The sequence below is a fragment of the Sphingobium sp. KKT206 genome (genome assembly GCF_055640555.1).
Map to the genome: position 1 here is coordinate 696,653 of NZ_CM145765.1, position 13,783 is coordinate 710,435.

Sequence of the window (13,783 nt, forward strand, 5' to 3'; positions counted from 1 at the left end):
AGACGTATTTTGTCAGGATCACCAGATAATGAAAAAGATGTTCGTGGCCATGATGGCCGCGGCGTCCTGTGCCTCGATGGCGCAGGCGCAGCAAGCGCCGACGACTGCGGCAACGCAGCCGCTCGGCGTCTATACCCTCGATCAGGCCGTATTGGCCGCAGGCGGCGCGGCGCCTGCCGCTGACGCGGCATCGGCCGCAATCGAAGCGGCTCAAGCAGAACGGACGGTCGCGGGGCTGCGACCCAATCCCGTCTTTCAGGGGCAGGTCGAAAACGTCGCCGGATCTGGCCCATACAAGGGTCTGCAAAGTGCGGAGACGACCGTAGGCGTTGCAATCCCGATCGAGTTGGGCGGCAAGCGCGGCGCGCGTGTCGCTGTCGCCAGCGCACAGCTATCGCGTGCCGAACTGCAGGCAGCGATCACCGCGAGCGACATTCGTCTGCAGGTGACCCAGCTCTATATCGATGCGGTTGCGGCCGAACGCCGGCTCGCAACAGCGCGCGATCAAGCGCGCATTGCCGCCGAAGTGCTGCGCGGCGCGGGTGTGCGGGTTCAGGCGGGACGGGCCTCGCCGCTCGAACAGCAGCGCGCCGATGTCACGAGGATCAACGCCGATGCCAACGTGGAACGGCTGACACGGCTCGCCGAAGCAGCGCGCACGAACCTGGCACGGCGGATTGGACGACCTATCGACGGGATGCTCGATGCCGCGCTTCTCGATCAGCTCCCGGCACCGACCTTTGGTCCCGTCGAGACGCCGCCGGCGGCAAACACTTTGGCACTCGCCGCCGCCGACGCCGATCTAGCCGTCGCCGATGCCGGCGTGAGGCTGGCGCGGGCGAACCGCGTCCCAGACCTCAACATCGGCCCGGCTCTAAGGCGGCTCGAAGCGACCAACGACACCGCTGCGGTATTTTCGATCTCGATTCCGATCCCGCTGTTCAACAATGGCCGCGCGGCCATCGCGCAGGCGAGCGCACAGCGAAGCCAGGCGGAAGCCTTACGGCGTGTTACCGCCCTCGATGTCGAGCAAGCGATCACGAACGCGCAGGCGGAGGCCGCGAACGCGGCCACAACCGCCCGTGCTGCAGCCGGACCAGCCCTGGCGGCAGCGCAGGAAGCCGCCAGGATCGCCCGGATCGGCTACCGTGAAGGCAAGTTCGGCCAGCTCGATCTGCTCGACGCCGAACGCACTCTTGCCGAGACGCGCGTCGCCGCGATCGACGCACTCGCCAATTATCAAAATGCCCGCGCGCAACTGGAGCGGCTGACCGCTCCCGCGACGGCGACCACGATTTCGGGGGATACCGACCGATGAAGACCATCCTTATGGGCGGCGCGATGCCGCTTGGCCTCGCCTTGCTGCTCTCCGCTTGCGGCGGTAGCTCCGAAGGCGGCGATGCTGCTGCAACCAATGAAGCATCTGCCAATGCCGACGAGGGCGGCGGTAAAGAAGCGCATGCCGACGAAGGGGCCGTGACGCTCACGCCCGACCAGATCACGGCCGCTGGGGTCCAGATCGCGCGCCCGATGACAGGCGGAGCCGGTACGATCGAACTGCCCGCAACTATCGAGGGTGATCCGCAAGGGACGCAGGTCGTTTCGGCCGCGATCGGAGGCCGCGTCGTTTCATTGACCCGCAATCTGGGCCAGTCGGTCGGCAGGGGGGAAACCATCGCGGTCATCGAAAGCAGGGAAGCGGCACAGCTCAAGGGAGAGGTGGAAGCGTCGCGCGCCAGGCTTGCACTCGCCAATTCCAACCTCGCACGCGAACAGCGCCTGTTCGCGCAGCGCGTGTCGCCCGAACAAGACCTGATCGCGGCGCGAACGGCTGCGACCGAAGCAAGGATTGCCTACCGTCAGGCCCAAAGTCAGGTCTCGGCCGCTGGCGGCGGCGGGGGCGGGGGCGGCCTCAACCGCCTCGGTATTACAGCCCCCATCGCCGGCCAGATCATCTCGCGTCCGGTCGTGCTGGGCCAGACGGTCACTGCCGACGCGGAGCTGTACCGTATCGCCAATCTTGGCCGGGTATCGCTGGCGCTGAACCTCAAGCCCGAAGACGCGGGCAGGGTCAGGCCCGGGAACGTCGTAACGGTAACGGCGCCGGGCAGGCAGACCAGCGCGCGCATAACCTTCGTCTCGCCCGCGCTTGATCCCCAAACGCGGCAGGTGCCGGTTATCGCGACGCTCGACAATCGCGGCGCTCAGTGGCGTGTCGGCGAGCCCGTAACTGCTGCGGTGCAGCTGAGCGGCAATGCCGGAAGCTCTGCGGTACGCGTGCCGACGACGGCCATTCAGACCGTCGAAGGCAAATCGGTGGTCTTTGTCCGCACCGCCAAGGGGTTCCAGGCTACCCCGGTCACGCTGGGCGATGCCGCCGGCGATACCGTCATCGTCCGCTCTGGCCTCACAGGCCGCGAACAGATCGCCACTACCGGCAGCTTCACGCTCAAGGCCGAACTCGGCAAGGGCGAAGCGGCGCACGAGGATTGATGCCATGATCGCCCGTATCGTCACATGGGCGGTCGAGAAGCGCTGGCTCGTCCTGCTTCTCACCGCCGTCGCCACCGCCATCGGTGCCTATTCCCTCTACCGGCTCCCGATCGACGCGGTGCCGGACATCACCAACAACCAGGTCCAGATCAACGTCCGCGCCTCGGCGCTGTCGCCCGAGCTGGTCGAGAAGCAGGTTTCGTTTCCGATCGAAACCGCGCTTGCGGGCATTCCCGGCCTTGAAAACACGCGCTCGCTCAGCCGCAATGGGTTCGCACAGATAACCGCGGTCTTCGGCGAGTCCACCGACATCTATTTCGCCCGCCAGCAAGTTGGCGAGCGCCTGGCGGGCGTCGCGGAGAACCTGCCCGACGGCGTAAACCCCGAAATGGGACCGATCGCGACCGGACTGGGCGAGGTCTATATGTGGACCGTCCGCCTCGACCATCGGCAGGATGACAAGCACCGCCCCGGTGAGCCTGGCCAGCAGCCCGACGGCAGCTACATCACGCCGGAAGGCGAGAGGCTGACGAGCGAAGAAGACAAGGCGACCTATCTGCGCACCGCGCAGGACTGGATCGTCACGCCGCTCCTGAAGAACACGCCGGGTCTTGCCGGCGTCGATTCCATCGGCGGCTATGCCAAGCAGTATCTGGTCGTCCCCGACGTCCAGAAGCTCGCTTCCCTGAACATCACGCTCACCGATCTTGGCACCGCGCTCGAAAAGAACAACACCAGCGTGGGCGGAGGCTTCGTCAACCGCAACGGCGAGGGGCTGGCGGTCCGCTCCGACGCGCTGGTGCGCAACGCGGCCGAACTGGCGCGTACCGTCATCGCAACCCGCGAAGGGGTGCCGATCACCCTTGACCAGGTTGCCACCGTTCGCACCGGCCAGGCAATCCGCATGGGCTCGGCCTCGGAGAACGGGACGGAAGTGGTCGTGGGCACGGCGATCATGCGGATTGGCGAGAACAGCCGCAACGTCGCCACGGCGGTCGCTGATCGGCTGAAGGAGATCAACGCCTCGCTGCCGCCTGATGTCGTGGTGCAACCCGTTCTGGACCGGACCGCGCTGGTCAATTCGACGATCAAGACGGTCGCCAAGAACCTCTCCGAAGGCGCGTTGCTCGTCATCGTCGTGCTGTTCCTTCTGCTCGGCAATTTCCGCGCCGCGCTGATTGCGGCGGCGGTGATTCCGGTGACAATGATGCTCACCGGGTTCGGCATGCTGCGTCTGGGTGTCTCGGCAAATCTGATGAGCCTGGGCGCGCTCGACTTTGGTCTCATCGTCGATGGCGCTGTCATCATCGTCGAGAACGCGCTGCGCCGCCTCGCCGAGCAACAGCACCATGAAGGCCGTCTGCTCAGCGTGAAGGAGCGGCTCGAAGCCGTTGCCACGGCAGCACGCGAGATGATCCGGCCTTCCGTTTACGGGCAGGCGATCATCATCCTTGTCTATGTGCCGTTGCTCACGCTTACGGGCGTGGAAGGCAAGACATTCGTACCGATGGCACTGACGGTCATCATCGCCCTGCTTTTCGCCTTTGCCTTGTCGCTGACTTTCGTGCCGGCGGCGATTGCCATCTGGCTGTCCAAGCGGGTCGAGGAGAAGGATGGGCGCATCATCTCATGGCTCAAAGCCCGTTACGAACCGGGTCTCGAAAAGGCTATGAAGCGCCCGTCGCTCACGATCGGCGCAAGCGTTGTGAGCCTCGTCGCGGCGGCGCTGGCCTTCACTACGCTGGGGCAAGTCTTCCTGCCCCAGCTCGATGAGGGCGATCTGCTCATCCAGGCGCTGCGTATCCCGGCGACATCGGTCCAACAGAGCCAGGCCATGCAGGTGCCGATCGAGCGTATTGTCGCCAAGCAGCCCGAAGTGCGCTTCGTCTTTTCCAAGACAGGCACGGCCGAGCTGGCATCGGACCCGATGCCGCCCAACGCGACCGATATGTTCGTCATCCTCAAGCCCCGCGATGAATGGCCTGATCCCAAGCTAGCCAAGGAGGAACTGGTCGAGCGACTAGAAGGCCTGCTCGGCAAGATTCCTGGCAACGCCTACGAGATCACGCAGCCGATCCAGATGCGGTTCAACGAGCTGATCGCCGGCGTGCGCGGCGACATCGCGGTCAAGGTGTTTGGCGACGACTTCGTTGCCATGAACCGCACCGCCGAACAGATCGCCGGCGTTCTGCGCAAGACGCAAGGGGCGGCGGACGTGAAGGTCGAGCAGACCACAGGTCTGCCGATGCTCGATATTCGCGTCAATCGCGACGCGATGGCGCGGGTCGGCGTCACCGCGCAGGACGTACAGGACACGATCACCGCCACCATCGGCGGCCGCGAGTCCGGCATGATCTTCGAGGGTGATCGCCGGTTCCCGGTGGTCATCCGCTTGTCGGACGCGCAGCGCGCCGATCTGCGCCAGCTCGAACAGGTGCAGGTGCCGATTGCCGGGGGCGGCTATGTGCCGCTGTCCAGCGTCGCCAGTATCGGCGTCGTCGATGGGCCGAACCAGATTAGTCGCGAGAACGGCAAGCGCCGCGTCGTCGTGCAGGCGAACGTGCGTGGACGTGACGTCGGCAGCGTGGTGGCGGACGCACAGGCGGCCGTCGGGCAGAACGTGCGCTTGCCCGCTGGCAGCTATCTTGAATGGGGCGGGCAATTCGAAAATCTGGAGTCCGCCAGTCAGCGGCTTCAGCTCGTGATCCCAGCCTGCTTCATCTTGATCCTGCTGCTGCTCTACGGGGCATTGGGATCGGCGCGGGATGCCGCGATCGTGTTCACCGGCGTGCCCTTCGCCTTGGTCGGCGGCGTGCTGCTGCTGTTTGCCCGGGGTATGGACTTCTCGATCTCGGCTGCGGTCGGTTTCATCGCGCTGTCGGGTATCGCGGTCCTCAACGGCCTCGTCATGGTCAGTTCGGTGCAGGACCTGATCCGGTCCGGCATGGACCGGGCAGAAGCTGCACGGACAGGGGCCATCCAACGACTCCGTCCGGTCGTGATGACGGCCTTGGTCGCCAGTCTCGGCTTCGTGCCGATGGCGTTTGCGAGCGGGGCCGGCGCGGAAGTGCAAAAGCCGCTCGCAACTGTTGTCATCGGCGGTCTCATCTCCGCGACCTTTTTGACGCTGTTCGTGCTGCCCACGCTCTACGCGCGTTTCGGGCAGCAGGCGGTGAAGGGTGACGAGGGCGACGAGAGGGAAGAGGCTGCCCCGCCGCAGCATGCATGACCGCAAAAGGAGGGCGAAACTTCGCCCTCCTCACCACGTTCAGAAAGGAGGCATCAGGTGTCAGTGATCGAAAATGTGATCAGCCTCAAGGCATCGCCGCTGCGCATCTGGTCGGTGCTCACCGACTTTCCAGCGCATTCCCGGTGGAATCCCTTCATTCGACTTTCCGGCGCTGCGGTCCAGGGCGGCGAGACCGCCTACATTTTCCGCATCGGTAGGCTCGATAAGGAGCTGACCGCCAAGGCGAACATCATCTGCGCCGATAAGCCGCGTATGTTCACCTGGACCGCGGGCGTTCCCAAACTCCTCATGTTTGAGGAAAATTATAGTCTGGAGAGCGAGGCCACGGGAACGCGTGTGCGGCATAGCCTGCGCTTCTCGGGCCTCCTTGGCGCGCCTCTGGCGGCGATGATGCGCCGCAAAATTCACGCCAGTCTCGCCCAGTCGGATGCCGGTCTGGAACGGCATCTGCGGCGGCTGTCGGCCCAACCGGCTGCGAAGGGGCGCACCTTGCCGGCTCGCAACGGCTTCAGAAGCAATCGGAGGCCATGATGGCGTTCTCATATTCGCGCGTGCTGGCGATCGCCGCTGCGCCAATGGCATTGGCTGCATGTTCGGAGCAGCCGACGACAAAGGCGCCGACAGAACAGGAAATTCACGCGAATGACAGCGCGGACGCAAGCGGCAGTCCTGGCCGCCATCCGTATGAGTGCGACGACAAGCGCACGCTTCTCATCGACTTCAAAAACGAAGGGCTGACCCTTGAGATCCGGCGCAATGCCGATGCGGCACCTATCGTCCTGACCGCACCAGCACAGGGCCTCCAATATGTTGGCGATACGGCCAGTGCGACCTTCCGAGGTAACGAGATCAGGATCGAGGAAGCCAATGAGCCAACCATCGTGTGCACGAAGGCGACGAGCCTGTGACCGGTCCAGACATCATCGTGGAGCGCTGACGATGGCCGCACTCAAATTTTCCCTCATCCCGATGGTCGCGATCATGTTCGGGGCCATCCTTGCCGGATGGCGGACACCGGGCGAGAAGCTGGTCGCGGCCATGCAGCATCTGGCAGCCGGCGTCGTGTTCGCCGCCGCTGCCACAGAAATCTTGCCCCTGGTAAAGCACGGTGGTTCTCCGAGCGCGACGCTGATCGGCGGCGCACTCGGCGTCGCCGTCATGCTGAGCCTCAAAGCGGCGGAGAGCCGGTTCAAGGGACCTGTCGCGCTTCTTGCGGCAATAGGACTCGACCTTGCCATAGACGGGCTGGTTCTGGGGCTCGCCTTCATCGCGGGCGAGAAGGCAGGGGCGCTCCTGGCCGTCGCGCTGACACTAGAGGTGCTGTTCCTTGCGCTTACCCTCACCAACGAGCTTGCCGGCAAATATCGCAAGGCCAAAGCGATTGGCCTGACCTGCGCGCTGGCGTTGCTTTTGCCCCTCGGCGCTCTCGTCGCGCAGCCAGTGGCGTTGCTGACGCCGGTATGGATCACCGGGTTCCTGAGTTTTGGGCTCATGGCACTGCTCTACCTCGTGACCGAGGAACTGCTGGTCGAAGCCCACGAGAAGCCGGACTCCCCGCTCATCAGCGCCATGTTCTTTGTCGGGTTTCTCGCACTGCTGCTTATCGAGGAGATCATGGTATGACGCCCTCAGACCGACAGGCGCCCAATGAGCGCCGGACGTTATGGATAGTCCTTCTGCTCAACGCAGCGATTGCGATCGGATTCTTCACCTCCGGCCTGATCGGTGATTCCAGCGCGCTGATCGCCAATGGTGTCGACAATCTATCCGATACGGCCGTTTATGGATTGAGCCTTGTTGCGCTAAGCCGCGGACAGACCTGGAAAACGCGAGCGGCGCGGGCATCGGGCGTGATGCTGCTGATCTTCGCGGTCGGCATTCTTCTCGATGTTGGACGCCGCTATCTCCAGGGCAGCGAACCGATCGGACCTACGATGATGGTCATGTCGGCGGTTGCTGCGATCGTGAACTATATCTGCCTGCGGATGCTCCAGCGGCTAAAGCAGAAGGACGTGAACCTTCGCGCCGCCACGACCTTCAGCTTCAACGACTTCATCTCCAACGGCGGCATCCTGATCGCGGGGGCATTGGTGTTGTGGCTGGGGACAAACTGGCCCGATCTAATCGTCGGCCTGGCGACCGCGCTCATCGCGATCAAGGGCGGCATAGAAATCCTGCGCGATGCTCGTGCAGAAGCGAAAAACAGCGCGGAGACGATGCGATGACCGACAAGCTCAAACTCGATATCCCCGTCCTGCTGCCGCAGATCCCTGACGCGGCCGATGCTTGCGTTGGCCGGCTTGTCGCGACACTCAAGGCGAAACTTGGCGTCGAAGAGGCGCATGTCCTTCCCGTCGATGGCGATACCCCCGCAAAGCTGTGCATCCATTTCGACAGCGCGGCATTGCCGATGTCACGTGTGCGCGAAATGGTGCGCGCAGCCGGCGCCGAGATTAGCGGACGATACGGCCATGCCAGGTGGCAGGTCGAGGGTATCGGCCACGAGCGCCGCGCGCGCACCATTGGCGAAACCCTGTGCCGGGTGCCCGGCGTGCTGCAGGCCGACGCCAGCGCCTCGGGCAGCATCCGTGTCGAATATGACAAGGAGCGGGTCGACGAGGCGTTCATCCTCGCGGCGCTCGGCAAGCTCAAGGTCAGACCGGCACAGCGGACTGGCTCGGAGCACGTCGGACACGATCACAGCGCCAGTGACCATACAGACCACGACCACGGCGACGCCAGTCATGGAGAGGACGCTGAGAAACATGGGCCGGGTGACGGGCATGATCACGCCCATGCCAATTTTCTTGGACCCAACACCGAACTGATCTTTGCGCTCGCGTGCGGCGCACTGCTGGCGATCGGCTTCGCGGTCGAAAAGCTGGTAGCGGGCACGCCCGAATGGCTCCCGACCGCCTTCTATGTGGGTGCTTATGGTTTTGGCGGATTCTTCACGCTGCGCGAGGCGATCGACAATCTGAAGCTCAGGAAATTCGAGATCGACACGCTGATGCTCGTGGCAGCCGCTGGCGCCGCGGCGCTGGGTGCCTGGGCGGAAGGCGCGCTCCTGCTGTTCCTGTTTAGCCTCGGCCATGCGCTCGAGCATTATGCGATGGGGCGCGCCAAGCGGGCCATCGAAGCGCTCGCCGAACTCGCACCCGACAAGGCGACGGTGCGCCGCGACGGGCAGACCACGGAGCTTGCCGTCGAGGAGCTGGTAATCGGTGATGTGGTGATCGTGCGCCCCAACGAGCGCCTGCCTGCCGACGGCTTCGTCATCAAGGGTTCGAGCGCGATCAACCAGGCCCCCGTCACCGGCGAGAGCATCCCGGTCGACAAGGAGCCTGTGGCCGACGTCGAGGCGGCGCGCGCGAAGCCCGATGGTGTCGAAGCGACGTCCCGGGTGTTCGCCGGTACGATCAACGGCGGCGGCGCGATCGAGATCGAGGTGACGCGGCGTTCCAACGAAAGCGCGCTCGCCAAGGTCGTGAAGATGGTGAGCGAAGCGGAGACGCAGAAGTCGCCGACGCAGCGCTTCACTGATCGGTTCGAACGTGTCTTCGTGCCGGCGGTGCTGGCTCTATCGTTCATCCTCCTGTTCGCGTGGGTCGTGATCGATGAGCCATTTCGCGACAGCTTCTATCGGGCGATGGCGGTGCTGGTCGCCGCCAGCCCCTGTGCGCTCGCCATCGCTACCCCCAGCGCCGTGCTTTCGGGCGTTGCGCGCGCGGCACGCGGCGGCGTGCTGGTGAAGGGCGGTGCTCCGCTCGAAAACCTCGGTTCGTTGAAGGCGATCGCGTTCGACAAAACGGGCACCCTGACGGAAGGCCGCCCGCGCATCATTGATGTCGTGCCGGTGGACGGCGCGAGCGAGGAAGATCTGTTGACGCTCGCCGTCGCTGTCGAGGGTTTGAGCGATCACCCCTTGGCACAGGCGATCGTCAAGGATGGGCGCGAACGCCTGGGCGGGCGCGACCTTCCGACCGCAACCGACCTCAAGAGCCTGACCGGACGCGGCGTCACTGCGACCGTCGGTGGCGAGACGGTGTGGATCGGGAAGGCCGAGATGTTCGGCGTGGAGGGCATCCCTGCGCTGAATGCGGCCGCTACTGACGCCATCGCGGCCCTGCGCGAAGGGGGGCGCACCACGATGGTGGTGCGCAAGGGCGATCGGGACATCGGTGCGATCGGGCTGATGGACACGCCGCGCGAGGCGGCCAAGATCGCGCTCAAACGCCTGCGGGACATGGGTATCACCCGGATGATCATGATCTCGGGCGATCACCAGAAGGTAGCCGACGCCGTCGCCAGGGATGTCGGGCTTGACGAGGCATGGGGTGACCTGATGCCGGAGGACAAGGTCGCCGCGATCAAGAAGCTCGCGGGTGAGGACAAGGTCGCGATGGTCGGCGACGGGGTCAATGATGCACCGGCAATGGCATCGGCGACCGTTGGCATTGCGATGGGCGCTGCCGGCTCGGATGTGGCGCTGGAGACGGCCGACGTAGCGTTGATGGCCGATGATCTGGCCCATCTGCCGTTCGCGGTGGGCCTAAGCCGCCACACACGCGGCATCATCCGGCAGAATGTGTTCGTCAGCCTGGGTGTCGTCGCATTGCTTGTGCCAGCAACGATCCTTGGCCTTGGCATCGGTCCGGCAGTTGCGATGCACGAAGGCTCCACGCTTCTCGTCGTCTTCAATGCACTGCGCCTGCTCGCCTATCGCGATGTGGCAAAGCAAACGTCATGACCTGCTGATCGACCGCAACGATCTTGCACAAACGACGGCGCCTCGTCCGCTCGCGAGCGGACGAGGCGCGATTTTCTTGCCGGAACCAGCCCCGCGCCTACACAGGGCGGGGGCTGGTCTGGCCGTTCAGGCGCTCTCTTCCAGCGTGAAGGGGCTTTCCGCGCCCATCCGGCTCAGCAGCCAGTCGGCTGCATCCTGCGCTTGGCGCGCGGCGGTGAAGATGCACCGCTTGTCATTGCGAAGGGCTTGGAGCCAGCTTGCCAGATACGCGGCATGGTCCTCGCGGTCGTGGAGTTTGATGCCGATCGCGCCGCTGACGAACGCGGCCCCCAGCTCGGCCACCAGTTCTTCACGCGCATAGTCTTCGCGCTTCGTGGAAATGAGGGTGGGACGGGCAAGCCGATCCACATGACCGCTGGCGTGACAAAGTTCGTGTGCAAGGGTCGAATAATAATCGTCGCTGGTATGGAAGTCGGCGAATGCCGGCATGACGACATGATCGCCGGTCGGCTGATAGTAGGGCTGCGAACCATGATGGCGCACGGTAACAGGCACCCGGCCAAAGAGCGTATCAAGCTCGGCGTCCCGGTCGTGGGGATTGGTGGCGGTGATGATCGGCTCGGGCATGGGATATTGCGTTTCGATGCCGTCGATCTGCTCCGAATTGAAAACCGTGTAGCGTTTCAGGAACGCGACCTGCCGCCTGCCGGCCTCGCCCTGTTCGCTGCTCGCTTCGCCGCCTTTGCCGTCGCCCACCACGATCTTGTTGGCATAGACCACGGTTGATCCCTTCTCGCCCTTGCGGACACAGCCGCCCAGCGCGAGCGCCTGTTTGAAGGTCAGCCAATGCGGGGAGGCATAGCCCTTGGTCATGGAGGCCACCCACAAGGTCAGGACGTTGATGCCGCGATAAGGAACCCCGGTCGAGCGCAGCGGGATATTGGGGGCCGTGCTGCCGTTCCATGATTTGGACCAAGGCCGGGTGCCAGCCTCGATCATGGCAATCATCTGGTCGGTGATCTCCTGATAGACGTCGGCCCGGTTGTCGGTGATGCGTCCCATGATTTCGTCCTTTCCTGTTCAGGCTGAAAGCCGCTTGCTCTGCGGCATGCGGCTCTGCCTTTCCGGCGAGGAACGGGATGGGGAGGGAGGGCGAGAATCTTGCTCCTGGCGCGGGCGAGCCGCCCTAGCGCGGCCGATGCCTTCAGGGCGTCGGGTGCCGCGCTTGGCGGATTACACGGGGAACATGATTGTCGTTCGGGGACGAAAGGGCAGTAGCCCTTGGTGTTCCCTCAAGCGTGCGGGCCTCCGGGGGAGGGTCGCAAGCGCCTAAGAAGGCAATACCGCGCCATGGCGCGGCAACAGGGGTGCGCCACGTGGCACACCCCTTGCGCGAGGATCGTCACCCGAATGGGCTGAGACGCCGGCCCGGTGGCTCGGTCGGTGCTCGCGCCGATAGAGCCGTGCCCGCGAGGGCCGCGCCCTGTGGGATGCTCCTACGCTCGAAGCGATCCCGGTGAGATAAGAGAAGGTCCCTCTGCACCCTGAAACACGAAGGCCGCCCCTTGCTGCCAAAGCGACAGCGGCGACGGCCATGGTGTTTTTCACTTTTACCTATGAACCCACCGCAGCACGCGGCGCTGGTTCAGCGCAACGAACCTAGTCCTCGTCATCGTCCTCATTGAGCGCGCCCATCAGATCGGCAACGGTAGCGAACCGCTCCACCCGGCCTTCGGAAGCATCGCGCATCGCAGCCTGGGTGGCGGCATTGGGAACGCGAATGTCAAAGGGCAGGTTCTTGTCGGAGGCCACGCGCACCAGCATCAGCCGAATGGCGTCGGACACAGACAGGCCCATCCCCGCAAGAACTGCGCTGGCTTCCTTCTTCAGGTCGGAATCAATCCGAGCACGGACTACGTCTGCCGCTGCCACTTCACTTACCCCACATAATCACTTGAGCCACAATGTAGCTACAAATCCTAAATGGTCTCCTAACGCCGGAGTGTCAATAGCACTACCCCTCTCTGCACTCTCCCGGGAGCACGTGAAGCACATGCAGCACGTGGGAGGACTATAAGCACCCATGAGCACAGTGGGGTCAGGTCATAACCACCTGAAAACACGCCAAAAACCACCCTCCGTAAAAAACATATGTTGCACAACCAAATTTCAGTTGCAGCATATCGGGTCATTTCGCATGGTCTAAGTGCAACGAGCGCACATCCGATGCTGCGCGAGTAAATACCTAAGTCATTGAAATATTACGATAAATCTCGCATAACCCGTTTGTCGCCGCGATCAGGCGGCGACATGAGGAGTTAAATACATGACGACGACCAGGGAGGCGAGTGCAATCACGAAAAAGCAGCTTGCCCTGCGCGAGCTGCATTGGCCCGGCAAGGAGGACATGCTGTGGCATCGTCTCGCCAACAAGGGGTTCGCAACGATCCCCAAGACGATGCCTATGATCCTCAAAATCATGGACGACATGACCAAGGGGGCGCCGGTGTCCTCTACCTATCTGACGTTGTGGTGCCACACGTGGGACAACTCATTCGTCGTGCTGAACAAGCACGGCGACATGTCGACCGCGTCAGGCTTCGGCGGCCAGCGCGGCGAACACACCTGGGCCAACCGGATGAAGAAACTTCAGGAACTGAAGTTCATCGACATCAAGCCGGGCAAGTCCGGGGCGATGGGCAATGCGATCATCTGGAATCCGCACCTCGTTTTGCGGTGGCACAATTCGATTAAGACGCCGGGCCTGACGCAGACAAGTTATGCAGCGCTCGTAGAAATGGCGTTGGAAATCGGTGCAAAGGACATGCTAGACCCGTGGACGCCGGCGCCACCTGACGCCTCGGCTCCGCCCCCCCCGCCGCCACCTCCGGCTCCTGCAGCCCCAGCGCCGCAAGCGACGCCAGAGGCGCCCGCCACGGGAGAGGCAAAATGAGACCAGTAGAGATCACGGGCCGGTTCAAACGCGATTACAAGCGTGAGAAGCGATCCGACGCCGGCCTCGATGCCATTTTCCAGCTGGTCATCGACATGCTGGTGATGGATGAAGTGCTGCCGCCCAACCTGTCCGATCATTCGCTGACCGGCGAGTGGAAGGGATACCGGGATTGCCATATCAAGCCCGACCTGGTGCTGATCTACCGCAAGACCGAAGAAGCACTCGTCCTGGCACGTATCGGTTCGCACAGCGAACTTTTCGGATGATCCGAGCGCCGATCCGGGGCGAAGGCGACGGCCACATAGCAGGCCCGTTGTCTCGCCCCGCAGGGCGC

Annotated in this window: 12 protein-coding genes; 10 read left to right on the forward strand and 2 right to left on the reverse strand. The window is 63.8% G+C overall.

The features are described from left to right. Positions 1-28 precede the first annotated feature (28 nt). From ACZ2HM_RS21280 to ACZ2HM_RS21315, 8 genes are read left to right on the forward strand one after another with little or no spacing between them, the layout of a single operon-like run. A complete protein-coding gene (locus ACZ2HM_RS21280) occupies positions 29-1,318 on the forward strand; it encodes a TolC family protein (RefSeq protein WP_470426965.1) in 1,290 nt (429 codons plus the stop codon). Beyond that, positions 1,315-2,493, forward strand: a complete 1,179-nt coding sequence (locus ACZ2HM_RS21285; RefSeq protein ID WP_470426966.1) for an efflux RND transporter periplasmic adaptor subunit — start codon at positions 1,315-1,317, stop codon at positions 2,491-2,493. The genes ACZ2HM_RS21280 and ACZ2HM_RS21285 overlap by 4 nt, the downstream gene beginning before the upstream one ends. Before the next feature lie 4 nt (positions 2,494-2,497). Then, the gene (locus ACZ2HM_RS21290; RefSeq protein ID WP_470426967.1) at positions 2,498-5,722 is read left to right on the forward strand and encodes an efflux RND transporter permease subunit; all 3,225 of its coding nucleotides are present in this window, start codon (positions 2,498-2,500) and stop codon (positions 5,720-5,722) included. A 57-nt stretch (positions 5,723-5,779) separates the two neighbouring features. Then, entirely contained in the window at positions 5,780-6,274 is a 495-nt protein-coding gene (locus ACZ2HM_RS21295) for an SRPBCC domain-containing protein (RefSeq protein ID WP_272800785.1), read from the forward strand. Continuing rightward, on the forward strand, positions 6,274-6,651 hold the full coding sequence (locus ACZ2HM_RS21300) for a hypothetical protein (RefSeq protein ID WP_470426968.1): 378 nt from the start codon (positions 6,274-6,276) through the stop codon (positions 6,649-6,651). Before ACZ2HM_RS21295 ends, ACZ2HM_RS21300 begins: the two co-directional genes overlap by 1 nt. 31 nt (positions 6,652-6,682) lie before the next feature. Next, positions 6,683-7,366, forward strand: a complete 684-nt coding sequence (locus ACZ2HM_RS21305; RefSeq protein ID WP_470426969.1) for a ZIP family metal transporter — start codon at positions 6,683-6,685, stop codon at positions 7,364-7,366. Then, positions 7,363-7,968, forward strand: a complete 606-nt coding sequence (locus ACZ2HM_RS21310; RefSeq protein WP_272800783.1) for a cation diffusion facilitator family transporter — start codon at positions 7,363-7,365, stop codon at positions 7,966-7,968. The genes ACZ2HM_RS21305 and ACZ2HM_RS21310 overlap by 4 nt, the downstream gene beginning before the upstream one ends. Beyond that, positions 7,965-10,493 (forward strand): heavy metal translocating P-type ATPase, encoded by a 2,529-nt coding sequence (locus ACZ2HM_RS21315; protein WP_470426970.1) that lies wholly within the window; start codon positions 7,965-7,967, stop codon positions 10,491-10,493. The genes ACZ2HM_RS21310 and ACZ2HM_RS21315 overlap by 4 nt, the downstream gene beginning before the upstream one ends. A 126-nt stretch (positions 10,494-10,619) precedes the next feature. On the opposite strand, the gene ACZ2HM_RS21320 is transcribed toward ACZ2HM_RS21315, so the two are convergent. After that, a complete protein-coding gene (locus tag ACZ2HM_RS21320) occupies positions 10,620-11,555 on the reverse strand; it encodes an ArdC family protein (RefSeq protein ID WP_470426971.1) in 936 nt (311 codons plus the stop codon). A gap of 597 nt (positions 11,556-12,152) precedes the next feature. Then, the gene (locus tag ACZ2HM_RS21325; protein ID WP_272800780.1) at positions 12,153-12,425 is read right to left on the reverse strand and encodes a type II toxin-antitoxin system RelB/DinJ family antitoxin; all 273 of its coding nucleotides are present in this window, start codon (positions 12,423-12,425) and stop codon (positions 12,153-12,155) included. A gap of 394 nt (positions 12,426-12,819) precedes the next feature. Between ACZ2HM_RS21325 and ACZ2HM_RS21330 the strand changes: the two genes are divergently transcribed. Both ACZ2HM_RS21330 and ACZ2HM_RS21335 read left to right on the forward strand, forming a co-directional pair. Further along, positions 12,820-13,446, forward strand: a complete 627-nt coding sequence (locus ACZ2HM_RS21330; RefSeq protein ID WP_470426972.1) for a hypothetical protein — start codon at positions 12,820-12,822, stop codon at positions 13,444-13,446. Beyond that, a complete protein-coding gene (locus tag ACZ2HM_RS21335) occupies positions 13,443-13,715 on the forward strand; it encodes a type II toxin-antitoxin system YafQ family toxin (RefSeq protein ID WP_470426973.1) in 273 nt (90 codons plus the stop codon). Before ACZ2HM_RS21330 ends, ACZ2HM_RS21335 begins: the two co-directional genes overlap by 4 nt. Positions 13,716-13,783: the final 68 nt, after the last annotated feature.